The organism is Frigoribacterium sp. Leaf44 (genome assembly GCF_001421865.1).
In the GTDB taxonomy this organism is placed as follows: Bacteria; Actinomycetota; Actinomycetes; order Actinomycetales; family Microbacteriaceae; genus Frigoribacterium.
In genome coordinates, this window is record NZ_LMLG01000001.1 from 989992 (window position 1) to 1014428 (window position 24437).

The 24437-nt window shown below is 72.2% G+C and carries 21 protein-coding genes and 1 other RNA gene; 13 read left to right on the plus strand and 9 right to left on the minus strand.

The window, feature by feature from the left end; all coding sequences use genetic code 11:
* Positions 1-5 precede the first annotated feature (5 nt).
* A complete protein-coding gene (locus ASE87_RS04555) occupies positions 6-374 on the minus strand; it encodes a helix-turn-helix domain-containing protein (protein WP_082452291.1) in 369 nt (122 codons plus the stop codon).
* Positions 375-465: 91 nt separating this feature from the next.
* Here ASE87_RS04555 and ASE87_RS04560 point away from each other — a divergent pair, with 91 nt between their 5' ends.
* From ASE87_RS04560 to ASE87_RS04575, 4 genes are all read left to right on the plus strand, one after another.
* The gene (locus ASE87_RS04560) at positions 466-1323 is read left to right on the plus strand and encodes an SDR family oxidoreductase (protein WP_056226279.1); all 858 of its coding nucleotides are present in this window, start codon (positions 466-468) and stop codon (positions 1321-1323) included.
* 133 nt (positions 1324-1456) lie between these two features.
* Positions 1457-2179: a histidine phosphatase family protein gene (locus ASE87_RS04565; RefSeq protein ID WP_056226281.1), complete on the plus strand. Its 723-nt coding sequence runs from the start codon at positions 1457-1459 to the stop codon at positions 2177-2179.
* Between the two features lie 33 nt (positions 2180-2212).
* Positions 2213-2764: a DUF3090 domain-containing protein gene (locus ASE87_RS04570; protein WP_043592638.1), complete on the plus strand. Its 552-nt coding sequence runs from the start codon at positions 2213-2215 to the stop codon at positions 2762-2764.
* Positions 2764-3567 (plus strand): SCO1664 family protein, encoded by an 804-nt coding sequence (locus tag ASE87_RS04575; protein ID WP_157489677.1) that lies wholly within the window; start codon positions 2764-2766, stop codon positions 3565-3567. The genes ASE87_RS04570 and ASE87_RS04575 overlap by 1 nt, the downstream gene beginning before the upstream one ends.
* Here ASE87_RS04575 and ASE87_RS04580 read toward each other — a convergent pair.
* The 5 genes from ASE87_RS04580 to ASE87_RS04600 form a co-directional block, all read right to left on the minus strand.
* Positions 3536-5533: a VWA domain-containing protein gene (locus ASE87_RS04580; RefSeq protein WP_056226283.1), complete on the minus strand. Its 1998-nt coding sequence runs from the start codon at positions 5531-5533 to the stop codon at positions 3536-3538. The two genes, ASE87_RS04575 and ASE87_RS04580, sit on opposite strands and share 32 nt — an antisense overlap.
* Positions 5534-5541: 8 nt before the next feature.
* Positions 5542-6927 (minus strand): magnesium chelatase, encoded by a 1386-nt coding sequence (locus tag ASE87_RS04585; protein ID WP_043592641.1) that lies wholly within the window; start codon positions 6925-6927, stop codon positions 5542-5544.
* Positions 6928-7026: 99 nt separating this feature from the next.
* On the minus strand, positions 7027-7605 hold the full coding sequence (locus tag ASE87_RS04590) for a DinB family protein (RefSeq protein WP_056226286.1): 579 nt from the start codon (positions 7603-7605) through the stop codon (positions 7027-7029).
* Between the two features lie 75 nt (positions 7606-7680).
* A complete protein-coding gene (gene cls, locus ASE87_RS04595) occupies positions 7681-9150 on the minus strand; it encodes a cardiolipin synthase (RefSeq protein WP_043592645.1) in 1470 nt (489 codons plus the stop codon).
* A 75-nt stretch (positions 9151-9225) separates the two neighbouring features.
* Complete coding sequence (locus ASE87_RS04600; protein ID WP_162235862.1) at positions 9226-10146, minus strand: septum formation family protein; 921 nt, start codon at positions 10144-10146, stop codon at positions 9226-9228.
* Between the two features lie 192 nt (positions 10147-10338).
* On the opposite strand from ASE87_RS04600, the gene ASE87_RS04605 reads away from it, so the two are divergent.
* The 6 genes from ASE87_RS04605 (at position 10339) to rnpB (ending at position 15915) form a co-directional block, all read left to right on the plus strand.
* Positions 10339-11478, plus strand: a complete 1140-nt coding sequence (locus ASE87_RS04605; protein ID WP_056226292.1) for an FAD-dependent oxidoreductase — start codon at positions 10339-10341, stop codon at positions 11476-11478.
* The gene (locus tag ASE87_RS04610; protein ID WP_056226295.1) at positions 11475-12281 is read left to right on the plus strand and encodes an alpha/beta fold hydrolase; all 807 of its coding nucleotides are present in this window, start codon (positions 11475-11477) and stop codon (positions 12279-12281) included. Before ASE87_RS04605 ends, ASE87_RS04610 begins: the two co-directional genes overlap by 4 nt.
* 115 nt (positions 12282-12396) lie before the next feature.
* Entirely contained in the window at positions 12397-13782 is a 1386-nt protein-coding gene (locus ASE87_RS04615) for a hypothetical protein (RefSeq protein ID WP_056226298.1), read from the plus strand.
* A gap of 9 nt (positions 13783-13791) precedes the next feature.
* Positions 13792-14607 (plus strand): Nif3-like dinuclear metal center hexameric protein, encoded by an 816-nt coding sequence (locus tag ASE87_RS04620; RefSeq protein ID WP_056226300.1) that lies wholly within the window; start codon positions 13792-13794, stop codon positions 14605-14607.
* A gap of 112 nt (positions 14608-14719) precedes the next feature.
* Positions 14720-15463 carry a zinc ribbon domain-containing protein gene (locus ASE87_RS04625; RefSeq protein WP_231567006.1) on the plus strand — a complete coding sequence of 248 codons (744 nt, stop codon included), beginning with the start codon at positions 14720-14722 and terminating at the stop codon, positions 15461-15463.
* A gap of 71 nt (positions 15464-15534) precedes the next feature.
* Positions 15535-15915, plus strand: an RNA gene (rnpB, locus tag ASE87_RS06205) — RNase P RNA component class A.
* Between the two features lie 76 nt (positions 15916-15991).
* On the opposite strand, the gene ppgK is transcribed toward rnpB, so the two are convergent.
* Together ppgK and map are read right to left on the minus strand one after the other, a co-directional pair.
* Positions 15992-16753 carry a polyphosphate--glucose phosphotransferase gene (gene ppgK, locus ASE87_RS04630; RefSeq protein ID WP_056226303.1) on the minus strand — a complete coding sequence of 254 codons (762 nt, stop codon included), beginning with the start codon at positions 16751-16753 and terminating at the stop codon, positions 15992-15994.
* A 13-nt stretch (positions 16754-16766) separates the two neighbouring features.
* The gene (gene map, locus ASE87_RS04635; protein ID WP_056226307.1) at positions 16767-17630 is read right to left on the minus strand and encodes a type I methionyl aminopeptidase; all 864 of its coding nucleotides are present in this window, start codon (positions 17628-17630) and stop codon (positions 16767-16769) included.
* Positions 17631-17696: 66 nt separating this feature from the next.
* Between map and ASE87_RS16035 the strand changes: the two genes are divergently transcribed.
* Positions 17697-17867: an SPOR domain-containing protein gene (locus tag ASE87_RS16035; protein WP_123570143.1), complete on the plus strand. Its 171-nt coding sequence runs from the start codon at positions 17697-17699 to the stop codon at positions 17865-17867.
* A 47-nt stretch (positions 17868-17914) separates the two neighbouring features.
* Here ASE87_RS16035 and ASE87_RS04640 read toward each other — a convergent pair whose 3' ends face one another.
* The gene (locus ASE87_RS04640) at positions 17915-19696 is read right to left on the minus strand and encodes an NAD+ synthase (RefSeq protein WP_056226877.1); all 1782 of its coding nucleotides are present in this window, start codon (positions 19694-19696) and stop codon (positions 17915-17917) included.
* A 37-nt stretch (positions 19697-19733) separates the two neighbouring features.
* Here ASE87_RS04640 and ASE87_RS04645 point away from each other — a divergent pair, with 37 nt between their 5' ends.
* Together ASE87_RS04645 and ASE87_RS04650 are read left to right on the plus strand one after the other, a co-directional pair.
* Positions 19734-21071: a glutamine synthetase family protein gene (locus ASE87_RS04645; protein WP_043592660.1), complete on the plus strand. Its 1338-nt coding sequence runs from the start codon at positions 19734-19736 to the stop codon at positions 21069-21071.
* Between the two features lie 21 nt (positions 21072-21092).
* Positions 21093-24038: a bifunctional [glutamine synthetase] adenylyltransferase/[glutamine synthetase]-adenylyl-L-tyrosine phosphorylase gene (locus ASE87_RS04650; RefSeq protein ID WP_056226310.1), complete on the plus strand. Its 2946-nt coding sequence runs from the start codon at positions 21093-21095 to the stop codon at positions 24036-24038.
* The last annotated feature ends 399 nt before the right edge of the window (positions 24039-24437 follow it).

The window sequence follows — 24437 nt, forward strand, 5'->3', positions numbered from 1 at the left end:
ACCGGTCACCGGCCCGCGACGATCTCGTCGGCGTTGTCGAGGATCCAGTCCATCAGGGGCACGAGGCGCGCGGCGAGGTCGGTGCCGCGCTCGGTCAGCGAGTAGTCGACCCGCGGCGGGATCGTCGGCTGGGCGGCGCGGTGGACGATGCCGTCGGCCTCGAGGGTCTTCAGGGTCGAGGCGAGCATCTTCTCGCTGACGCCCTCGATCTCGCGTCGCAACTCGCCCCACCGCATCGGCCCGCGTTCGAGCGCCAGCAGGATCAGCACTCCCCACCGACTCGTCACGTGGGTCAGCACCACGCGACTCGGGCACTCCGCCGGGAAACGACCCGAGGGGGCAGGGCGGGCAGGGTCCACGATTCCGACGTCCACGTCAGTAGCTTACGAAAAGGTGCGTACCTGCAGATGGGAAGTCCCGGTGGATCGTCGTCGTTGTCCCGGGCACACAACCGAAAGGAACACCATGTCCACGATCGTCACCGCCGCTTCCGGCCAGCTCGGCCGCCTCGTCGTCGAGGCCCTCCTCGCCCGCGGCGCAGCCCCCGAGAGCGTCGTCGCCACGTCGCGCGACGTCTCGAAGCTGGCCGACCTCGCCGAGCGCGGCGTCCGCACCGCCGAGCTCGACTACACCCGACCCGACACGATCGCGGCCGTCATCGACGCGGGCGACGTCGTCGTCCTGATCTCGAGCGACGCCGTGGGCCAGCGCGTCCCGCAGCACGCCGCCGTGATCGACGCCGCGAAAGCCGCCGGGGTCGCCCGCATCCTCTACACGAGCGTCCTCGCGGCCTCGACCTCGCCCCTGATCCTCGCGCCCGAGCACAAGGCGACCGAGGAGCACCTCGCCGCCTCCGGCGTCCCCGTCACGCTGCTGCGGAACGGCTGGTACACCGAGAACTACGTCGGCGAGATCGCCACCGCCCGCGACTCCGGCGTGGTCGCCGCGAGCGTGGGCGACGGCCGCGTCGCCAGCGCCAGCCGGCGCGACTACGCCGAGGCCGCCGCGGCCGCGGCCCTCGACGAATCGACCGCCGGTCGCACCTTCGAGCTGTCCGGCGACCACGCCTGGGACTTCGACGAGTTCGCCGAGGCGCTCACGACCGTCACGGGCCGACCCGTGCGCTACGAGTCGCTCACGCCCGAGCAGCACGCCGAGCGCCTGCGCGGCTTCGGCCTGGACGAGGGCACGGTCGGCTTCGTCGTCGCCCTCGACGGCAACATCCGCGACGGGCTGCTCGCCGACACGAGCGGCGACCTGTCCGGTCTGATCGGCCGCCCGACGACCCCGCTCGTCGAGGCGCTCACCGCCGCCTCGGCGTAGTCACGCCGACCGCCGGGCGGGAGACCGCAGGAGGCGCGGTGCCGGGACACGGGCACCGCGCCTCCTCGTCGTCCTGGGTGCGCGCGGGAGTGGTCGCGCCCCCGCCGCGAGCGTCGGTGTCTAGGCTCGGGGCATGGCCACCCTCGTCCTCGTCCGGCACGGACGCACCACCGCCAACGCGAGCGGCGTGCTCGCCGGACGGACGGCGGGCGTCCGGCTCGACGACGTCGGACGCGAGCAGGCGCGGCGGACGGCCGAGCGGCTCGCGGTCGTGCCGCTCGTCGGCGTCGTGTCGAGCCCCCTCGAGCGCTGCCGTCAGACGTCGAGGGCGATCCTCGACCGCCAGTTCGGCAGGCCGGCGACGCCGATCGACCGGGGCATCACCGAGTGCGACTACGGCGACTGGCAGGGTCGGCCGCTCACGGAGCTCGCGGGCGAGTCGCTCTGGTCGGTCGTGCAGAACCAGCCGTCGGCCGCGGTGTTCCCCGGTGGCGAGTCGCTCCGGACCATGCAGGCCCGGGCGGTCGCCGCGGTCCGTCGCCACGACGCCGCGTTCGAGGCCGAACACGGTCCGGGTGCCGTGTGGGTCGCGGTCAGCCACGGCGACATCATCAAGTCGATCCTCGCCGACGCCTATGGCATGCACCTCGACCTGTTCCAGCGCATCAGCGTCGGCCCGGCCTCGGTGTCGATCGTCCGGTACGGGCCGAACCGACCCGACGTCGTCGCGACGAACACCGACTCGGGCGACCTCTCGTGGCTGCGGCAGGCGGCTCCCGCCGCCGACGCCGCCGTCGGGGGAGGCGCGGGTCCGGCGAGCGGCGCGGCCGGCGGCGACGAGCCTCCCGCGACCTGAGCGTCCGCGGCGGGGCGCTCGTAGACTCGCGGCATGCCCTCCATCGTCCACACCTTCGACTGGCCGGACCGAGTCGTCGTCGGGACCGTCGGTCGTCCCGGTTCCCGTGCGTTCTACCTCCAGGCCCGTGACGGGGCTCGCGTCACGAGCGTCGGCCTCGAGAAGATGCAGTCGGCCGCCCTCGCCGAGAAGATCGACGAGATCCTCGACCAGGTGATGGCCGCCGACGGCAACCCGGTCAGCGTGCCCACCGGCATCCCGGTCGAGCTCGTCGACAACGAGCCGCTCGACCAGCCCGTCGAACCCGAGTTCCGGGCCGGGGCCCTCAGTCTCGGCTGGGACCCTTCCACCGCCCAGGTCGTCATCGAGGCGTTCCCGCTGGTCGAGGTCGACGACGACACCGAGGCCGACGAGGCCGAGCTCGAGCCCGACGAGGTCATGGTCGTCCGCATCCCCGTCGGCACGGCGCGGGCGTTCGCGGCGCGCACCCTCGAGATCGTCGGGGCCGGCCGGCCCCTCTGCCCCTTCTGCGGCCAGCCGATCGACCCCGAGGGTCACGTCTGCATCCTGTCCGGCGAGGCCTGATGTCCTCGGCGTCGACCGAGGACGCGCCGGCCGACGTGCCCGACGCGGTTCCGTCCGACGACGTCGAGCTCGAGCTCACCGGTCGCATCCGCACGGCGTCCAACGCGTCCTTCCTGGCCCGCCTCGGCGACGTGTCGGTCATCTACAAGCCCGTCGCCGGCGAACGGCCGCTCTGGGACTTCCCCGACGGGCGGCTCGCCGACCGTGAGGTCGCGGCCTACCTCGTCTCCGAGGCCCTGGGCTGGGGGGTCGTGCCGCGCACCTGGCTCCGGGACGGTCCGCTCGGCGAAGGCATGGTCCAGCTCTGGCAGGACGTCGACCCCGAGCAGGACGCGGTGGACCTCGTTCCGGCCGACGACCTGCCCGACGACGGATGGCGTCTCGTCCTCGAGGGGGACGGCGACGACGGACCGGTCGCCCTGATCCACGAGGACACCGAGGCGCTCCGACGCATGGCCGTGTTCGACGTCGTGGTCAACAACGCCGACCGCAAGGGCGCCCACGTGCTCGCGCTGCCCGACGGGCGACGGCACGGCGTCGACCACGGCCTCACGTTCCACGCCGAGCACAAGCTGCGCACGGTGTTGTGGGGGTGGATCGGCGACCCGTTGACCGCGGACGAGGTCGACGGGGTCGGCCGCGTCCGATCCGCCCTCTCGGGCTCGCTGGGCTCGACCCTGGCTCCTCTCCTCACCCCCGACGAACTCGAGGCGCTCGACGACCGCTGCGCGCGCCTCCTCGCGTCGCCCGTCTTCCCCGAGCCGCACGGCCCTATGCCGGCGGTTCCGTGGCCCGTGTTCTGACGTACGACCCGACGACCGCCGCCCCGAGGTCGTCCAGGTCGGGGGCGGTCACCGTGCCGTCGACGCGCCGGGCCATCCCGTCGACGAAGCGGGCGAGCCCCGGGTCGTCGCCGAGTCGGAAGAACGTCGTGTGCGCGCCGAGGCGGCGGGCCACGTCGAGTTGCTCCACGGCCCGCAGGATCGTCACGGGGTGCGGCGGGTAGTCGAAGAAGACCTCACCGCCGGGCTCCAGGTGCGAGGTCGGCTCGCCGTCGGTGACGATCAACAGGACGGGTTGCGCGGTCGGGTGCTGACGGAAGTGCCGGTTCGCCAGCAGAAGGGCGTGGTGGAGGTTCGTACCCTTGTCCCACTTCGCGTCGAGGGAGACGAGCTGCTCGATCGGCATGACCTCGGCGTACCGGCCGAACCCGATCAGCTGCAGGTCGTCGCCGCGGAAGCGCGACGTGATCAGGGTGTGCAGGGCGAGGGCGGTGCGCTTCATCGGCACCCAGCGGTCCTCCATCGCCATCGAGAACGACGTGTCGACGAGCAGGGCGACGCAGGCCTGCGTCCGGGCGTCGGTCTCGTGCACCTCGACGTCGCCGATCTCGATCCGCACCCCGCCGTCGGTGCGGCCGCCGCCGGCGGCGGTCCGCGTGACCGCGTTCGTGATGGTCCGGGTGACGTCCCACGGCTCGGTGTCGCCGAAGGCCCATTCACGACTCGCGCCGGAGCGGTCGCCGAGGGCTCCCGCGGACCGCAACTCGCGCCTCCCGGCTCGTCCCGACATCTTCGCCGCGACGTCGCGCAAGAGGTTCTTGCCGAGCTGTCGCATGGCCCGCGGAGTCAGGGCGAGCGTGCCGTCGGCGCGACGGCGGAGGGCACCCGAGTCGCGGAGGGCCTTCTCGAGCCGCCGCAGGGCCGCGGCGTCGACGGCGGCCTGCTCGCCCAGTTGGCGGCGCAGGGCGTCGAGGTCGACGTCGTCGAGCGAGGAGCCGCTCGACTGCTGGGCCAGCTGTTCGGCGAGCGCGTCGAGGTCGGCGAGGTCCTGGAAGACCCCCGTGCCGTCGCCGAGCCCGAGGCCCTGTTCGCCGTCCAGGCCTTCGGAGCCACTCCAGTCCTGCCCGGGTCGCAGCGATCGCAGGGTGCCGTCGAGCTGTTCGAGGGACTGCATCAGGTCGGGCGAGCCGAAGGCCTGTCGGGCCAGGGCGTCGAGCTCGGCCCGTTGCTCGGCCGTCATCGAGTTGCGCAGCCGCTGGGCGGCCGCGGCCCGCGCGGCGAGGGCGTCGATCAGCTCGTCGACGTCGCCCGGTTGCTCGGGGAACGAGTCGCCGTGCTTCGCCATGAAGTCGTCGAACTGCTCAGGAGTGTCCTCGCCACGGGCGTGCGCGTCGAGCAATGCGTTGAGGTCGCGCAGCATCTCGGCGACGGCCTCGCGGTCGGCGTCGGTCGCGTTCTCGAGGGCGCCCTTCATCCCCGCGAACCGCTGGTCGAGCAGTTCGCGACCGAGGAGGTCCTTGATCTGCTCGTACGCCTGACCCGCCTCACCGCTCTGCCAGCGGTAGTCCGACAGCTCGGCGACGGCGCCGGCCGGGGACGGCGGCAGGCTGTCGAGCTGGAGCTGGGCCAGGGCGCGGTCGCCGTCGTCGAGGTCGACGTCGCGGGCGAGCTGGGCGCGTTCGGCCCTGAGGGCCCGGTCGAGCAGCTCGCGGACCTCGTGCAACGTGCCGTCGAGGTGGTGGTCCCGGGTCAGGGCCCGCCGGCGTTCGGCGACCTGCCGGGCGAGGTCGTCGAGGCCGGTCCGGTCGCGGCCCCCGCGGCGGAGGAACTCGCGGAGTGCCGCCTCGGCGCTCGAACCGGCCATGACGTCGCGCCCGACGGCATCGAGCGCCTCGGACAGGTCGGCAGGAGGCGCGAGCGGGTCGGGACCGTCGGCGTACCTCTGGTACCGCGCGGCCCGGTGCAACCGCCGGTTCGCCCTAGCCACGTCGCACCTCAGAACCCGTAGGCCGCTTCACCGTCGCCGCTCTCCTTGCTCACGCGCCGGGCCAGGAAGAGGCCCTCGAGCGCCAGTTCGATCGCCCCGGCGCGACCGCCGTCGGTCGTCGCGCCGAGCCGTTCGGCGACGCGGTCGTAGAGGTCGTCCTCACCGAGCGAGGGCAACCCGGCCAGGAAGTCCCGGGCGGTGACCTGCTCACCGGTCGTCACCATGACGCCCGACTCGAGGGCGTCGACGAGGGCGTCGAAGTCGAGCCCGCGGAAGTGGGCACGGACGGTCTCGGCGGTCGCCGTCCGCAGCAGGTGTTCGAGGACCTCCTCGGCCCGGTCCTCCTCGCCCGACTCGAACTCGATCTTGCCGCCGAGCACGTCGACGGCCGTCTCGAGGTCGATCGGGCGAGCGACGGCCTCGTCCTCGCCCTGCCGGGTCGCGCGATGCAGCGCCGCGGCCGCGATGGTCTCGGCGCCGGCGATCGCGAACCGGGCGCTGACGCCGCTGCGCTGGTCGACCGAGGGCGATTCACGGAGGGCGCGGGTGAACCGGGCGAGGATCTCGACGAGGTGGTCGGGCACCTCGGCGACGAGGTCGGCCTCCTGGCGGACGACCGCGACCTCGTCGGCCAGCTCGGTCGGGTAGTGCGTCCGGATCTCGGCGCCGAAGCGGTCCTTGAGGGGCGTGATGATCCGTCCGCGGTTGGTGTAGTCCTCGGGGTTGGCGCTGGCCACGACGAGCACGTCGAGGGGCAGTCGCAGGACGTACCCGCGGATCTGGATGTCGCGCTCCTCCATCACGTTGAGCATCGCCACCTGGATGCGCTCGGCGAGGTCGGGCAGCTCGTTGACCGCGACGATGCCTCGGTGGCCGCGGGGGATGAGCCCGAAGTGGATCGTCTCGGGGTCGCCCAGGCTGCGTCCCTCGGCCACGCGCATCGGGTCGACGTCGCCGATCAGGTCGGCGACGCTCGTGTCGGGCGTCGCGAGCTTCTCGACGTAGCGCTCGTCGCGTCCCCGCCAGGCCACCGGCAGGTCGTCACCGAGGTCGGCGGCTCGACGACGGCTCTCGCTCGTGATCGGCTCGAACGGGTGCTCGCCGAGTTCGGACCCCTCGATGACCGGGGACCACTCGTCGAGCAGACCCGCGAGCGTCCGCAGCAGGCGGGTCTTGCCCTGACCGCGTTCACCCAGCAGGACGATGTCGTGGCCCGCGATCAACGCCCGTTCGAGTTGGGGGATGACCGTCGACTCGAAGCCGTGGAGTCCTGGCCAGGGGTCGCGGCCCTCTCTCAGGGCGTCGAGCAGGTTGTCTCGGATCTCGGTGCGGAGGGGCTTCGGGACGTGGCCCGAGCGCCTGAGTTCGCCGACGGTTCTCGCGGAGGGAGGCATCACCCCGGCGACGCTACGCTCCCGACCCGGACCCCGCGAGGGGCGCCTCCTGCGAGCTTGCCGAGACGTCACGATTCGACGACATCCGTCGCGCGACGGTCAGCGGCCGGCGGCGCGGGCGGCGGCCTCGACGCGGTCGTGGTGTCGACGCCATCCGTCGGCGTCGCGGTCGGGCAGGTTCGGATCGGCGGGACCGTTGCCGAGGCCGCCGTCGATCAGCTCGCGGACGACGTCGGCGTGGCCGGCGTGCCGGGCGGTCTCGACGGTCAGGTGCACGAGGATCTGGTGCAGGGTGACGGCACGGCGGTCGGGTCCCCACCAGGGGACGTCGCCGGGCGCGTCGAGCGGCAACGCCCGGATCGTCTCGTCGGCGTGCGCGTCGGACCGCTGCAGGAGGTCGACCACGAAGGCCCGACTCTCGTCGGGTGTCGCCCACAGGTCGGCTTCGGGCTCGCTCTCGTCGGTCAGCCACGGCGTCTCGATGCCGCTCGGCCGCCCGAAGACGTCGCCGAGGTAGCCGAGCTGCACGGTGGCGACGTGCTTGACCAGCCCGAGCAGGTTGGTGCCGCTCGGCACCAGCGGTCGACGGACGTCGTACTCCGACAGTCCGTCGAGCTTGCGCACCAGGTCGTCGCGCGAACGGGTCAGGTACCGGCTGAGGTGTTCCTTCTGGTCCATGCCGACACTCTGCCCCTCGTCGCGCCCACCGTCCACCGACCGACCGCCCCTGGCCGCGCCGCCGCGAGGAGGGACCTACTGCACCGCCGCCGTGAGGCGCGCGACGTTGTCGAGCACCTGGAGGGGAGCGGGTCGCGTGAGCCAGCCGGCGAGCGTGATCTCGTGCGACTTCGCGCGGTAGTCCGCCTCGATCTCGCGGACCTGGTCGACGAAGCCCGCTCCACGCACCATGAGCGACACCTCGAAGTTGAGGCTGAACGAGCGCATGTCCATGTTGCTCGAGCCGATCACCGCCACGTCGTCGTCCACCGTGAAGTGCTTGGAGTGCAGGACGATCGGCTTCTCGTAGAGGAAGATCCGCACCCCGGCCCGCAGCAACGTCTCGTAGTACGACCGCTGCGCGTGGTAGACGAGGAACTGGTCGGCGACCTCGCAGGCGAAGAGTTGCACGTCGACCCCGCGCTCCGCCGCGGTGGTGATGGCGTAGAGCATCGACTCGTCGGGCACGAAGTAGGGGCTCGCGATGATGAGGCGTTCCTGCGCGCCGTAGACCAGGGCGTTGAACAACCGGAGGTTGTTCTCCCCGTCGAACCCCGGCCCGCTGGGTACGACCTGGCACTCGTAGGCGTCGTCGCCCGTGCGGCGTTCGACGAGCGGCTCGGCCTCGGCGTCGGTGGGCAGCTCGTCGGTCTCGCTGTACCAGTCGGTGATGAAGAGGGCGTTGAGGCCGACCGCGGCGGGCCCGTCCACGCGCACCATGAGGTCCTTCCACTGCAGGCCCCGTCGGATGTTGCCGCGCTTGTTGTAGCTGGGATCGGTCATGTTCTGGGAGCCGGTGAACGCCACGTCGCCGTCGACGACCACGATCTTGCGGTGGTTGCGCAGGTCGGGTCGCCGCCACATGCCCTTGGTGGGGTGGAACGGCAGCATCTCCTCGAAACGGATGCCGGAGTCACGGAGCCAGGTGCGCGTCACCCGGCCCTGGGGGTTGCGGATCGTGGCCCAGTGGTCGTAGAGCACCCGCACCTTCACGCCACGGTCGTGGGCACGCTTGAGGGCGTCGAAGAAGAGGAAGGTCGATTCGTCGCGCGTGAAGATGTAGAACTCGACGTGCACGTACCGTTCGGCCGCGTCGACGGCCTCGGTCATGGCCGCGATCGATCCGGCGTAGTCCGGCAGCAGCCGAGTCGTGTTGCCCGGGATCAGGGGCATGGCACCGAGCGTGCGGTTCAGCTGGACCACCGTCCCGAACCACGGCGGCTGGGTGTCGGTGGGCACGCGGTTGTCGAGCCCCTGCGTGTTCTCGAGGATGAGCGAGTTGATCTCGCGCTGTTTGTCCCGCCGGTCCTTCGGCAGCTTGGTGCTGCCGAGCAGGCCGTAGAGGACGCTGCCCGGGATGGGGGCGACGAAGATCGCCAACAGCCACGCCATGGCCGAACTCGGACGCCGGTTGCGCGGCACGACCGCCACCGACACGATCCTGATGAGGATGTCGACCACCAGGATCACGGTGGGGAACGCCTTGAGGAGCTTGCGCCAGGTCATCCGCCGATCATCCCAGGTCGAGGGTGGACGGGGCCGCCCCCGTTCGTGTCGCGGGTCCGACCCCGGCCCCGCAGGTCAGCGCCCGCTGCCCGCCAGGCTGGCCGACTCGCCCTCGGGCGCGGTCGCGAGGTAGCAGGTGACCTCGCGGTCGCCGGTGGCCCAGGTGTCCTCGGTCGGCGTGAACCAGCCGTAGTCGAGGGCCGAGTCCTCCCAGGTCGACCCGACGTAGTCGTCGAAGACCTCGTAGCACGCGTCGTCTCCGAGCTGTGCGACCTCGTCGTCGCCCGGGAACGCGTCGTCGTCGAGGACCGGTTCGGCGAACACCTCGAAGTGGTGCACCTCGCCGCAGGCGGTCACGTCGACGAAGGTCTGGTAGTCGTCGTCGATCCCGTCGGTCATGTCGAAGCAGTCCCCGGTCGTGAGCTCGCTCACGAGCTCGGAACCGGTCTCGATGACGCCCCCTTCGCCTCCGTTGGCCTGGTAGAGGGCGAAGGACACCCCGCCGAAGGCGAGGACCCCGACCGCGCCCAGCACGCCGAACAGCACGCCTCGCGATCTCTTCGGAGCCGGGACGCCCGCCACGGCACCGGGTGCGAACGCCTGCGGCGCGGGCCAGGCCGTGCCCAGGCGCGACTCGGGCGGGACCAGGGCGGCCCAGCGCCGCACCGTGGCCGAGGCCGCGTCGAGCACCACGGACGTCGTCTCACCGACACCGACGCCGATCGGGTCACGTCGCCGCTGGTCGAGGGGCGTGGGCCCCGACGCGTCGATGCGCAGGGGCACCGCGAACCAGTGCGATCCGTCGTGCCCCAGGTCGACGAACTCGGTCGCGCCCAGCCGGACGCGCAGCATCTCGGGGTGGCCGGCTCCCGGCACGTCGACGGCGCCGGCGGGGTAGTCGCTGGGCAGGGCCCGCATCTCGAGCGGCCCGAACCGCTGCACGAGTCCTTCGGCCACGACGGACACGGGTGTCGTCCCCGAGGGGCCCGCGGGCATCGCCTGATCGTTCGGTCGGTCCACGAGGTCCCCCTGTTGCTGTGCGCACCGCATCCCGTGGCGGCCGTCGAGGGATGCCACCGGCACCCGGAGCGAGGGCAGCAGCCCCCGTCGGCGGGCCAGGGAGGCGGGCGTGCCCCGAGGACGCGAGCCGGCGGGGCCGGGCCGCACCGCGCCTCCTATGCTCGGGGGATGTCGTCCGGTCGCCCGAGTCCGCCCCGCGCCGACGTCGACCTGGTCGTCGTCGGCGGAGGCGCCATGGGCCTCGCGACGGCCTGGCAGGCCGCGTCGCGCGGGCACGAGGTCGTGCTCGTCGAGCGGTTCGAGCAGGGGCACCACCGGGGTGCCTCGCACGGCGCGACCCGCAACCTCAACGTCGCCTACGACGACGCCGACTACGTCGCCCTCGTGCAGGAGGCGCGGGTGCGGTGGGACGCGCTGGCCGACGAGACCGGCACCCCGCTCCTCGACCTCGTCGGTGTGGTCAACCACGGTCGCCCGGCGATGCTCCGTCGGATGCGCGCCCTGCACGTCGACGCAGGCGTCCTCGGCGAACTGGTCGACGCCCGGGAGGCGGGGGAGCGATGGACGGGCATGCGCTTCGAGACCGAGGTGCTGCACGTGCCCGGCAGCGGCCGCATCCGGGCCGCCGACGCCCTGGCGGCCCTCGCCCGGGCCGCGACGGCCCACGGGGCGCGACTGCGCTGGTCGACGCCGGTCACGGGACTCCACGTCGAGGGGCCCGAGCGCGTCCGCGTCGTCACGGCCGACGACGAGATCGTCGCCCGCCGCGTGGTGGTGACGGCGGGTGCCTGGACGGAGGACGTCGTCGGCGGTCTCGTCCGTCTCCCTCGGCTCACCGTGACGCAGGAGCAGCCCGCGCACTTCGCCGTGACCGACCCCCAGGCCGTGTGGCCGAGCGTCAACCACCGTCCCGACCCCGACCGACCCACCGAGTCGTGGTGGCCGGGCGTCGTCTACGGCATGCTCACGCCGGGCGAGGGCGTCAAGGCGGGCTGGCACGGAGCCGGCCCCGTCGTGCACCCCGACCGCCGGTCCTTCGAGCCCGACCCCGAGCAGCTCGAGCAGCTGCGGCGCTACGCGCGGGAGTGGCTGCCCGGCGTCGACGCCGAGACGGCCGACCCGATCAGCTGCACGTACACGACGACCGACGACGAGGACTTCGTGCTCGACCGGATCGGCCCCGTCGTGGTGGGGGCGGGCTTCTCGGGGCACGGCTTCAAGTTCACGCCGCTCGTGGGGTCGATCCTGGTCGACCTCGTCGAGGGTGGCGAGGCCCCCACGCGGTTCCGCGGGCTGGGTCGACCGTGACCAGCCGGCCCGCGACGACCCGCGGCACCGTGGCGGGCCAGCCCTTCGTGCGCCGGGGAAGCGGCGCGCCCACGATCCTCCTGCCCGGGGTCGGGCCGGGTCGCCACCACCCCTCGGCATGGGACCGCACCCTGCTGCGGCTCGAGACGGCGCCGCTCGTCCGCGAACTCGACCTGTGGACGCTGGGCCGTCGCCGTGGACTGCCCGAGGGCACCACGATGAGCGACCTCGCCGACGACGTGGCCCGGGCCGCGGCCGAGATCGTGGACGGCCCGGTCGACGTGGTCGGCACGTCGACGGGCGGCAGCATCGCCTTGCAGCTGGCCGTCGACCACCCCGGGCTGGTGCGGCGACTGGTCCTCGTGTCGTCGGCCCACCGGTTGGGCGACGCCGGGCGCGAGGCCCAGCGGCGCACGGCCGAACGCCTCCGGGCCGGCGACGCGCGAGGCGCCTCGGCCGCCATGCTCGGTCAGACGACCACCGGCGTCCCCGCCTCGAACGCCCTGCGGCGCCTCGGACGCGTGGCGCACCACGTCGTCGTCGGCGACCGGCACGACGACCTGGTCGTGACGCTCGACGCCGAGGACTCGTTCGACGTGGGTGACCGCCTCGGCGAGGTCACGGTGCCGACGCTCGTCGTGGCTGGGGGCGCCGACGGTTTCTACCCACTCGACCTCGTGGCACGCACCGTGGCCGGGCTGCCCGACGCCACGCTCGCCGTGCATCCCCGGTCGGGTCACCTCGGCCTGGGGTCGCGCGGGGTCGCGCGCGAGGTGCTCGCCCACCTGACCCGCGCCTCCTGACGCTCCGATCGTCGCGGGCGCCGAGCGGTCGGCCGATCGGCCCGGAACGGGGAATGTGCCGGTCGGACCGGCGAGTCCGCCCGGTGCGAGGCCGTTCGTCACCTACCATCCGAGCATGGCCGACAACGTGCAGACCGCGAGCGTCGGGGGCATCGCACCCCTCGACGACGACGTCACGTTCCACCGGCGCCGTGTGACGTTCGTCGCACCTCTCGACGACACCGTCCCCGAGTCCTCCGCTCGCCCGGACCAGCAGGAGCACCACCCCGTGAACCAGACCCTCGCCCCCGTGGCCCCCGCCGACCGCCTCGACGCGCCGACCGAGATCGTCCCCCAGGCCGAAGCCGAAGCCGAGCCAGAAGCCGCGACGGCCCGAGCGCCCCGCCCCGTCTCGATCCCCTCGCACCGCGCCGACGTCGCCCTCGACGACGTGGTGCCCACCGACGTCTTCGAGGCCCGGCCCGCGAGCGTGGCCCGCCACTCGGTCGACACCTCGGCGATCACGCTGCCGGTGCTCGCCGTGTCGGTGCCCGACGACCTGCCCCAGCCTCCCGAGCGGATGACGCTCGACGACGAGGTGCTCGCCCGCCTGGTCGAGAAGCGCTTCGAGGACACCGCGACCATCGACCTGATGGCCGTCGTCCAGGCCCAGCTCGCCCTGCGCGAGGTCGAGGCCGCGCGCTTCGCCTCGTGGGAGGACGAGATCACCCGCGTCGGCACGGACGAGGCGGCCCGCGCACTCGAGGCCACCCGCCTCCGCTTCACCGGGGTCGTCCCCGTCGTGGCCCCCGGGGCCATCCGTGAGGCCCGTCCCGTCGTCGAGGCCGGCCACGCACCGCACGTCCCGCTCACCCCCGGCTCGGACGGCGACCGCGCCGCTGCCTCGGCCCCGACCTCCTCTCCCGTCGTCGTCACGTCGACCGGCCCGCAGGGGCTCGGTGTCGACGCAGCCTCCCCGACCGAGGTCCCCGACGAGCAGGCGGCAGCCGACCAGGAGGCGCTGGTCGCCCCGACCACGCCGGCCCCCGCCCCGCAGGCGGTCGCCTCCGCCCCCGTCCCGCCCCTGCTGCGCCGTCCCCTCGCGCTCGTGGTCGCCGCCACGGCCGCGCTGGTCGTCGTGGCGGCCGTCGTGCTGGCCTTCGTCCCCGCCCTCGCCGTCGCCTCGGCGGTCCTCGCGACGGTCGCCGTCCCCGTCGCGACCGGCCTCGTCGGCCTGACCGCGCTCGCGTCGGTCTCGACCCGCCCCGACGACGCGACGCGCGTCGCCCGCCGCGGACCGATCGGCGTCGTGGCCGGCGTCGTCGTCGGCACCGTCCTGGGCTTCGGGCTGCTGCTGAGCGACCTCGGCTCGTTCGCCTGGCAGGGCTTCCTCGTCCGTGCCGTGGGCCTGACGGGCCTGTCGACGTCGGTCTCGGTCGTCGTCGCCCTGCTCGGCGCCGCGGTCGTGGCGTTCATCGTCGCGGTCATGATCACGGGGTTCCGCTCGACGGCTCGCGACTAGGCTGTCGAGGTGTCCACCCTCGCCTCGGTCAACTCCGTCATCGAACGTCTCTGGCCTCTCGCGGGTGCCTCGTCGTGGGACTCACCCGGCCTGGTCGTCGGTGATCCCGACCAACCCGTGACGCACGTGCACCTGGCGGTCGACGCCGTGCTCGACACCGTCGACGAGGCCGTCGGCATGGGCGCCGACCTCTTGCTCGTCCACCACCCGCTCTTGTTCCACGGCGTCTCGACGGTCGCGGAAGACACGACCAAGGGCGCCGTCGTCGCGCGGCTCCTGCGGGCCGGGTGCGGCCTCGTCGCCGCGCACACCAACGCCGACATCGTCGAGACCGGCACGTCCCGCGTGCTCGCCCACCAGCTCGGCCTCGTCGAGCAGCGCCCGATCACGCCGGGTACGACCGAGGGCACGGGCCTCGGCATCGTCGGTCGTCTGCCGCACGCGATGACCCTCGTGGCCCTCGCCCGCCAACTCGGGGACGTGCTGCCCCCGACCGCGTCCGGCATCCGCGTGGCCGGCGACGCCGACCACGTCGTCGAGACCGTCGCCCTCTGCGCCGGGGCCGGCGACTCGCTGCTGGCGGACCCGGCGGTGCTCACCGCCGACGTGTACGTCACGAGCGACCTGCGGCACCACCCCGCCTCCGACGCTCGCGAGCTGATGAGGCTGGGTCGCGGCCCCGCCCTCGTCGACGTGTCGCACTGGGCCGCCGAGTGGCTCTGGCTCGACACCGCGGCGGCGCAGCTCCGGCGCGAGCTGCACGACGTCGAGGTCACCCTCAGCGACCTGCGCACCGACCCGTGGGACTTCGCCGTCGTGCAGTGAGCACCTCGAGCCGCCCATCGCGACGACGCCGGGCCGCGACCCGTGAGACCTCGCGACCCGCGCCTCCTCGTCGCCCCGTCCCCGCCTCCCCCCGACCCCGAGAAGAGTCCCCATGCCCCTGATGAAAGCCAGCTACGAGCACCAGGCCCTGCTGCTCGACCTGCAGCAACTCGACACCGCGCTGCGCCAGATCGCACACAAGGGCGCCAACCTGCCCGAGATCGCCGTCCTCGCATCGCTCGAAGGTGACGGCTCGCGCCTGCGCAGCCGCCTCGCGACCGAGCAGGGCGCGTGGGAGGACGCGCAGAGCGAGCTCAAGCGCATCGAGTCCGACGTCGCCGTCGTCGAGGCGCGCGTCGCCCGTGACGAGCAGCGCATCGCGTCGTCGTCGTCCACGAAGGACGTCGCCGCCCTCGAGGGCGAGCTCGCCGCCCTGGCCAAGCGTCGCTCCGACCTGGAGGACCTCGAGCTCGAGGTGATGGAGCGCGTCGAGAGCCTGGGTGCCGTCGCCGCCGTGACCCGGGACGAGCTCGACCAGCTCGACACCCGCCGCGTCGACGCCGAGACCGGACGCGACGCCAAGCTCGCCGAGCTCGAGGCCGACCGGGCCGAGGTCGTCGCCAACCGCGAGACCATCGCGGCGACGGTGCCCGCCGACCTGCTGGCCCTCTACGAACGTCAGCGCGACCGCTACGGCGTGGGTGCGTCCCTGCTGCGCGGCGGCGTGTCGAGCGCCAGCGGCGTGGCCCTGACCGGCAGCGACCTGGCGGCCGTGCGCGCCGCGGCCGAGGACGACGTCGTGCTCTGCCCCGACAGCAACGCCGTCCTCGTCCGCACCTACGAGTCGGGCATCTGACACCTGCCGGTGCTCCGCTCGCCCCACGGCACCACGGGCGGCCGCGGCACCGCTAGGCTCGGTGTCGCGAATGGGTCGACAAGACGGTCGCGTCGGCGGGTGCAGATCCGCCGCCGAGGAACGTCCGGGCTCCACAGAGCAGGGCGGTGGGTAACACCCACCCGGGGCAACCCGCGAGAAAGTGCAACAGAGAGCAGACCGCCACGGGTCGCACCCTCGGGTGCGACACGGGGTAAGGGTGAAACGGCGGTGTAAGAGACCACCAGCGGCTCGGGTGACCGGCCGGCTATGTAAACCTCGCCCGGAGCAAGGTCAAAGAGGGGACGAAGAGGCTGCTCGCCGAGTCCCCGGGTAGACCGCTGGAGAGCTGCGGCAACGTAGTTCCGAGAGAGATGGCCGTCCATGGTGCTTCGGCACCGGGACAGAACCCGGCGTACCAGTCGGCCCATTCGCCTCGTACGAAAGAGACCCCGGGTCAGGAGGCGCGCCTCCTGACCCGGGGTCTTCTCGCGTCGGTCGTGCCTCGCCTCAGAACGCCGGGTTCGAGTCGGCGGCCAGGGCCGCGGCACCCATGATGCCGGCGTTGTTGCGGAGCTTGGCGGGGACGATCTCGGCCCGCAGGTCGAGCAGCGGGAGGAACTCGTCGTGGTGCTTCGAGACGCCGCCACCGACGATGATCAGGCGCGGGTAGAGCAGGGCCTCGAGGTGCGAGTAGTACTTCTGCAGGCGCTTCGCCCAGTGCTTCCAGCTGAGGTCGTCGCGCTCCTTCGCCGCGAACGAGGCCTTGGTCTCGTAGTCCTTGCCCCCGATCTCGAGGTGCCCGAGCTCGGCGTTGACGATGAGCACGCCGTCGTTGATCAGGGCGGTGCCGATGCCCGTGCCGAGCGTCGTCATGATGACGAGGCCCTTCACGTCTTTCGCGGCCCCGAAGCGCGTCTCGGCGTAGCCGGCGGCGTCGGCGTCGTTGACGAAGTGGATGTCCCGGCCGAGCGTGGTCTCGAAGAGCTTCTCGGCCTCGAAGCCGATCCACTTCTTCGACACGTTGGCGGCCGAGAGGGTCTTGCCGTCCATGATCGCGGCGGGGAAGCAGACGCCGACCGGCACCGAGGCGTCGTCGAGGCCCAGTTCGTCGACGATCTGCTGGACGACCGCGACGATGGCGTCCGGCTCGCCGCCCTCGGGGGTGCTCTTCTTGATGCGGTCCGAGAGGAGCTCGCCACTGTCGAGGTCGACGATCGCCCCCTTGATGCCTGTTCCGCCGATGTCGATTCCCACTGCGGTGCGTGCCATGGGTGGTCCTTTCTCAGGAGAGCGTGAGGATGTCGGCACCGCGTTCGGTGACGACCAGGGTGTGCTCGAACTGGGCCGTGAGGCTCTTGTCGCGGGTGGTGACGGTCCAGTCGTCGTCCCAGACGTCGGCCTCGATGCCACCGAGGGTCAGCATGGGCTCGATGGTGAACACCATTCCGACCTCGATGACGTCGTCGTACTGCGGGGCGTCGTAGTGGGGGATGATCAGGCCCGAGTGGAAGGCGCGGCCGACGCCGTGGCCGGTGTAGTCGCGCACGACGCCCAGGCCGAAGCGCTTGGCGTACGACTCGATCGCTCGACCGATCACGTTGACCTGGCGGCCCGGGGCGACGGCCTTGATGCCGCGGCGCAGCGCTTCGCGGGTGCGGTCGACCAGCTCGACGGTCTCGGGGGCACCTTCGCCGACGACGAAGGTGCGGTTGAGGTCGCCGTGCACGCCGTTCTTGAAGGCCGTGATGTCGATGTTGATCAGGTCGCCGTCGACGAGGACGGTGTCGTCGGGGATGCCGTGGCAGATCACCTCGTTGACCGAGGTGCAGACCGACTTGGGGTAGCCGCGGTACCCGAGGGTCGAGGGGTAGGCGTCGTGTGCGACGACGAAGTCGTGGGCGACGCGGTCGAGTTCGTCGGTGGTGACGCCGGGGCGGAGCGCGGCCTCGACCGCGTCGATGGCCTGCGAGGCGATGCGTCCGCTCTCGCGGATGAGCTCGACGGTCTCGGCGTCGTACACGTCGCCGTCGGTGTACTCGGCGGGGGCGGCCTTGCCGACGTACTCGGGTCGGGCGATCGACGGGGGGACCGGACGCTGCGCTGAGAGCCGGCCCGGGGTCAAGAATCCGTGGGAGTCCCGGGGCATACGATCAAGCTTAGGGGGAGCGCGACGGGCTCGCGTTCTCGACAGCCGCACCGAGAGGACGACACCATGGCCGAGTTCTGGTTCAACACGAAGACCCACGAGGTCGAAGAGGGCAAGGTCTCGCCCGCCGTCGACCGTGCCGGGCCCTACGCCACGCGCGACGAGGCGGCCCGGGCGATCGAGACGATCAAGGCCCGCAACGCCGCCCTCGACGCCGAAGAGGCCGCGAACGACTGACCGGATCGAGCGTCCCGTCGGCGGCCGGCCGACGGGACGCTCGGGCGTCAGACCGTCGTCGGCCGGTAGGTGATCGGCAGTCGGCGGTCGCGACCGAAGGCCATGCCCGAGATCTTCGGACCGATCGCCCCCTGGCGGCGCTTCCACTCGGACCGGTCGACCAGCTTCGTGATCTCGGCCACCGTGTCGGCGTCGTAGCCGAGGGCGACGACGTCGGCCGCCCCGAGCGCGTTCGTGATGTATCCCTCGAGGATGCCGTCGAGCACCTCGTACGGCGGCAGCGAGTCCTCGTCCTTCTGGTCGGGACGCAGCTCGGCCGACGGCGGCTTCGTGATCGAGTTCTCGGGGATGGGCGCGGTCTCGCCGATCGACTCGGCGTGGGCGTTGCGCCACCGGGCGAGCTCCCAGACCATCGTCTTGGGGACGTCCTTGATCGGGGCGAACCCGCCGACCGAGTCGCCGTAGATCGTCGAGTAGCCCACGGCCAGCTCGGTCTTGTTGCCGGTGGTCAGCACGAGGTGTCCGTGCAGGTTCGACAAGCCCATCAGCACGAGCGCCCGGGCGCGGGCCTGGACGTTCTCGGCGGCGAGGCCGGTGAGGTGCAACTGGTCCTCGAACGGCGCGACGAGGTCGGCGATCGGCTCGGTCGAGTACCGCACGCCGATCCGCTCGGCGACGTCGTCGGCGTCGCTGCGGCTGTGCTCGCTCGACCATCGGCTGGGCATCGAGACGCCGTACACGGCGTCGGCCCCGATGGCGTCGGCGGCGATCGCCGCGCACACGGCCGAGTCGATGCCGCCCGAGAGTCCGAGGATCACGCTGCGGAACCCGTTCTTCCGCACGTAGTCGCGGGTGCCGAGAACCAGGGCGTTCCAGAGTTGCTGGCGGTCGTCGGGCAGGACGGCGACGTCGCGTTCGACCGGGGACGAGGAGGTGCGGCGCGCGTCGGACCCGGAGCCACCGGCACCCTCGCCGATCGCCTCGGTCGCCGCGTCGAGCTCGACACGGCGGATGCCCTCGGGCAACTCGGTGTCGGTGGCGGGTTCGGGGTCGAGGTCGACGACCAGCAGGTGCTCGTCGAACTGCGGGGCCCGGGCCAGGACGGTGCCGCTGCCGTCGACGACCACGCTGTCGCCGTCGAAGACCAGGTCGTCCTGGCCGCCGACGATGTTGACGTAGGCCACCAGGGTGTCGTTCTCGACCGCCCGGCGGGTGACGAGGGGGAGGCGCACCTCGTCCTTGTCGCGGACGAACGGGCTCGCGTTGATCACGACGAGCAGACCCGCGTCGGCGTGCAGCACGCGCTCGACGGGCCCGCCGTCGCGCCAGAGGTCCTCGCAGATCACGAGGGCGACGTCGACGCCGGCCACCCGGACGACGAGCAGCTCGTCGCCGGGGATGAACACGCGGTACTCGTCGAAGACCGAGTAGTTCGGCAGGTGGTACTTCGCGGTCGTCGTCACGACACGCCCGCCCTGCAGGACGCTCGCGCAGTTCTTCGCGATGGCCGTCGGGGCGTTGCTCGTGCCCAGCAGGCGGGGCTCGAACGGGCCGTCGGCGTGGCCGACCACGACCGGCAGATCGCCCAGGCCCTCGGACTGGAGGGTCTCGGCCAGCACCTCGACGGCGTGCCGGCTGGCCTGGAGGAAGCTCGGCCGGCTGGCGAGGTCTTCGATCGGATAGCCCGTGACGCTCATCTCGCCCGCGGCGAGGAGGTCGGCACCGGCGGCACGGGCCCGACGGGCCGCTTCGACGATCTGGGCGGAGTTGCCGGCGAGGTCGCCGACGACGGGGTTGGTCTGCGCGAGCGCCAAGCGGAGTCGGGGCATGTCCACTACCGTAGTGGCGGAGCAGAAAGGCCGTGGCATGGACAAACAGAGGGACTTCGTCCTCCGCACGATCGAAGAGCGCGGCATCAAGTTCATCCGCCTCTGGTTCACCGACGTGATCGGCACCCTCAAGTCCGTCGCCATCGCCCCGGCCGAGGTCGAGGGGGCTTTCGCCGAGGGCATCGGCTTCGACGGCTCGGCCATCGAGGGCCTGACCCGGTCGTACGAGGCCGACGTGCTCGCCCAGCCCGACCCGACGACCTTCCAGATCCTGCCCTGGCGGGGCGAGATCGATCCGACCGCTCGCATGTTCTGCGACATCACGACCCCCGACGGCCAGCCCGCCGTGGCCGATCCGCGCAACGTCCTCAAGCGCACGCTGGCCCGGGCGGGCGAGCGCGGCTTCACCTTCTACACGCACCCCGAGGTCGAGTTCTACCTGCTGAAGAGCGCCCAGCTCGGCGCCGACGGCCCCCAGCCGGTCGACTCGGCCGGCTACTTCGACAACGTCCCCGGCGGCACCGCCCACGACTTCCGTCGCCGCTCGGTCCGCATGCTCGAAGACCTGGGCATCTCGGTCGAGTTCAGCCACCACGAGGCGGGGCCCGGTCAGAACGAGATCGACCTGCGCTATGCCGACGCGTTGACGACGGCCGACAACATCATGACCTTCCGCACGGTCATCAAAGAGGTCGCCATCGAGCAGGGCGTCTTCGCCTCGTTCATGCCGAAGCCGTTCAGCCAGCACCCCGGCTCGGGCATGCACACGCACATGTCGCTCTTCGAGGGCGACTCCAACGCCTTCTACGAGGCGGGGGCCGAGTACCAGCTCTCGACCATCGGTCGTCAGTTCATCGCAGGCCTGCTCAAGCACGCCCCCGAGATCACGGCCGTGACGAACCAGTTCGTCAACAGCTACAAGCGTCTCTGGGGCGGCGACGAGGCACCGAGCTTCGTGACCTGGGGCCACAACAACCGCTCGGCGCTCGTGCGCGTCCCGCTGTACAAGCCGAACAAGGGCAACTCGAGCCGCGTCGAGTACCGCGCCATCGACTCCGCCGCGAACCCGTACCTGGCCTTCTCGCTGATGCTGGCAGCGGGCCTCAAGGGCATCGAAGAGGGCTACGAGCTGCCGGCCGAGGCAGAGGACAACGTCTGGGGCCTGAGCGACGCCGAGCGTCGCGCCCTGGGTTACCGTCAGCTGCCCGCCAGCCTCGACCACGCCCTGTCGATCATGGAGAACAGCGAACTCGTCGCCGAGACGCTGGGCGAGCAGGTCTTCAACTACGTGCTGCTCAACAAGCGACAAGAGTGGAAAGAGTACCGGGCACAGGTCACGCCGTTCGAGTTGCGCTCGAACCTCGAGATCCTCTAGCCGACCGGCCGCCCCGCCCTCATGCCCCGATCCGCGACCGGTCTCTCCGAGCTGGCGCGGCTCGGGTTCTCCGACCTCGGCGCCGGACGCGACCGGCTCGACCGCCTCGTCGACGAGGTGCCCCAGGTGCGCGACCTCGTCCCGTGGTTCGCCACGGTGGCCGACCCGGATGCGGCCCTGGTGCACCTCGAGCGGTCGGTCGAGCGTGATCGTGCCGGCGTGGTCGAGTTGCTCGACGGCGAGGCCGGCCCGCGCCTCCTGAGGGTCCTCGGTGCCTCCGAGGGGCTCGCCGACTTCGTCGCGCGTCGCCCCTCCGAGGCGACCGTCCTGCTCGAGCCCCTGGACGAGCCACCGTCGGCCGCGACGTACCGCGACGACGTCCGACGGGCAGCGACCGGGCTGACCGGCGACGAGGCCCGCGTCGCCCTGCGGGTCAGGTACCGACGCCACCTGCTGCAGCTGGCGTCGTACGACCTCGAGGCCGACGACCCCGTCGAGATCCTGCCCCGGGTGGCCGCCGCCCTCGCCGACCTCGCGGGCGCAGCCCTCGACGCCGCGGTCGACGTGGCCCGACGCGAGGTCCCGTTCCCTGCCGTCGACGTCGAGCGCACCCGTCTGGCCGTCATCGGCATGGGCAAGGCCGGGGCCCGTGAGCTGAACTACCTCAGCGACGTCGACGTGGTCTACGTCGCCGAGGGGGTCGACGGGCTCGAGAACGGGCGGGCCGTCGAGATCGGCAGCCGTCTCGCGATGCACGCCGCCCGGGCGATCTCCGACCTCGCCGTCGAACCCGACCTCTGGGAGGTCGACGCGAACCTCCGCCCCGAGGGCAAGGACGGCGCCCTCGTCCGGACGCTCGAGTCGCACGTGGCGTACTACGAGCGCTGGGCGAAGGGGTGGGAGTTCCAGGCCCTGCTGAAGGCGCGGCCCCTGGCGGGCGACGTCGACCTCGGCGAGCGCTACGTCGCCGCCGTCGCCCCGTTCGTCTGGTCGGCCGCCTCGCGCGAGAACTTCGTCGAGTCGGTCCAGGCCATGCGTGAACGGGTCACGGCCCTGATCCCCGCCGGCGAGGTCGACCAGCAGCTGAAGCTCGGACCCGGCGGGCTACGCGACATCGAGTTCACCATCCAGCTGTTGCAGCTGGTCCACGGGCAGGCCGACGACCGGGTGCACCAGCGCTCGACGCTCGACGCGCTCGGCGCCCTGGCCGCGCGGGGATACGTCGGACGGGCCGAGGCCGCCGAGTTCGACCGCGACTACCGCGTGCTGCGGTTGCTCGAGCACCGCATCCAGCTGACGCGGCTGCGGCGCACGCACCTCATGCCGACCGACGAGAACGCGCTCCGGGTCCTCGCCCGCGGCACCGGCCTCGCGCCGGGCGCGGCGCAACTCGTCGATCTGTGGCAGGGGGTCAAGCGCCGGGTCCGCACGTTGCACGTGCGCCTGTTCTACCGTCCTCTCCTCTCGGCCGTCGCGGCCCGTCCCGAAGAGGACCTCGCGCTCAGCTCCGACCAGGCGACGGCCCGGCTCGCGGCCATCGGGTTCGCCGACCCGAAGGGCGCGCTCGGTCACATCGCGGCTCTGACGGCCGGCGTCTCGCGCCGGGCCAGCATCCAACGCCACCTGCTGCCGGCGATGCTGCAGTGGTTCGCCGACGGCACCGACCCCGACCTCGGCCTGCTCGCCTTCCGGCGCCTGAGCGACGGTCTGGGTGAGTCGTACTGGTTCCTCCGCATGCTGCGCGACTCGTCGGGGGCCGCCCACCGCCTGACGACCGTCCTGTCGTCGTCGACCTTCGCGGCCGACCTCCTCGAGCGCATCCCCGAAGCCGCGGCCTGGCTGGAGAACGACGCCGAGCTCCGGGCCCGCCCCCTCTCGAGCCTCCTCGACGAGACCGCCGCCACCCTCGCGCGACATCGCTCGCCCGACGCGGCGGCGACCGTCCTGCGTCAGGCACGGCGCCGCGAGATCCTCCGGCTCGCCGTCGGCGGCATCCTGGGCATCCTCGACATCGACACCCTCGCCCGGGGCCTGACCGCGGTGGCGACGGCGTCGGTAACCGGGGCGTTGGCCCTGGCCCGCCGGGACGCCGGTGATCTCGAGTTCGCCGTGATCGCCATGGGGCGGTACGGGGGAGAAGAGCTCGGGTTCGGTTCGGACGCCGACGTGCTCTACGTCTACCGGGCTCCCGTGGGCGACGAGACGGCCCACCGTCGTGCCCTCGCGGTGGCCGCCGAGATGAGCCGACTCACCTCGGACGCGCTCGTGCCGTTCGACCTCGACACGGGCCTGCGTCCCGAGGGGAAGAACGGGCCGGTGGTTCGGTCGTTGTCGTCGTACCGTGCCTACTACGCCCGCTGGTCCCTCACGTGGGAGGCCCAGTCGTTGCTGCGCGCACGACCCGTGGCCGGCGACCAGGCCCTCCTCGACGACTTCATGGTCGTCGCCGACTCGGTCAGGTACCCCGCCGAGCTGACCGAGCAGCAGATCCGCGAGGTGAAGCGCATCAAGGCCCGGGTCGAGTCCGAGCGCCTGCCGAAGGGGGCCGAGCCCTCGCGCCACCTGAAACTCGGGCGCGGGTCGCTCAGCGACGTCGAATGGTTCGTCCAACTGCTGCAGCTCCAGCACGGGGTCGACGTACTCGGCCTGCGCACCCCGTCGACGCTGGACGCCCTCGCCGCGGCCGTCGAGGCGGGCCTGGTCGCCGACGACGACGCCCGGCGGCTGCACGAGGCCTGGATCATGGCGTCGAGGGCGCGGTCGGCGGTCACCCTCTGGACCTCCCGGACGCAGGACGTCCTGCCGCGGGACCGGCGTCAACTCGAGGGCGTCGCTCGCCTGATGGAGTACCCACCGGGCTCCGCCACCACCCTCGAAGAGGACTACCTCGCCGCCACCCGTCGGTCACGCGCCGTGTTCGAGCGCGAGTTCTACGGCCTCGAAGAGACCCCCGAACCCCTCGGCTGATCGTCCCGGGGCAGCGCGACACGCCCGGGGTGCACCGGGGCCCCCGATCGGTGGAGCTCCATGTCGCCGTCTTCTGTTGTACCCCGTTTGACCCACCTGTACCCCGCGCCGTGTGTCCAGCGCATTTCGGATGGGTGACCCACGTGTGGGGGTCGGTCGACGTCCCGAGCCCCGGCGTCATTCGTTGCCCATTGGGCAAGCTGGACGGGACGTGCTGATTAGCGGCCCGTGATCAGGACAATTGACGGAATCCTGCTGAAACTCCGGCATCGGACAGTCGATCCGACCGAACCGTAAAGTTCGGCAGCCGCGGCCTCTCGTGGGAGTCGGCACTTCTGTCGACAGCACCTTGTCGGACTCGACGTACCCCGACCCGGCCGATCCTCGACCCACGCTCGG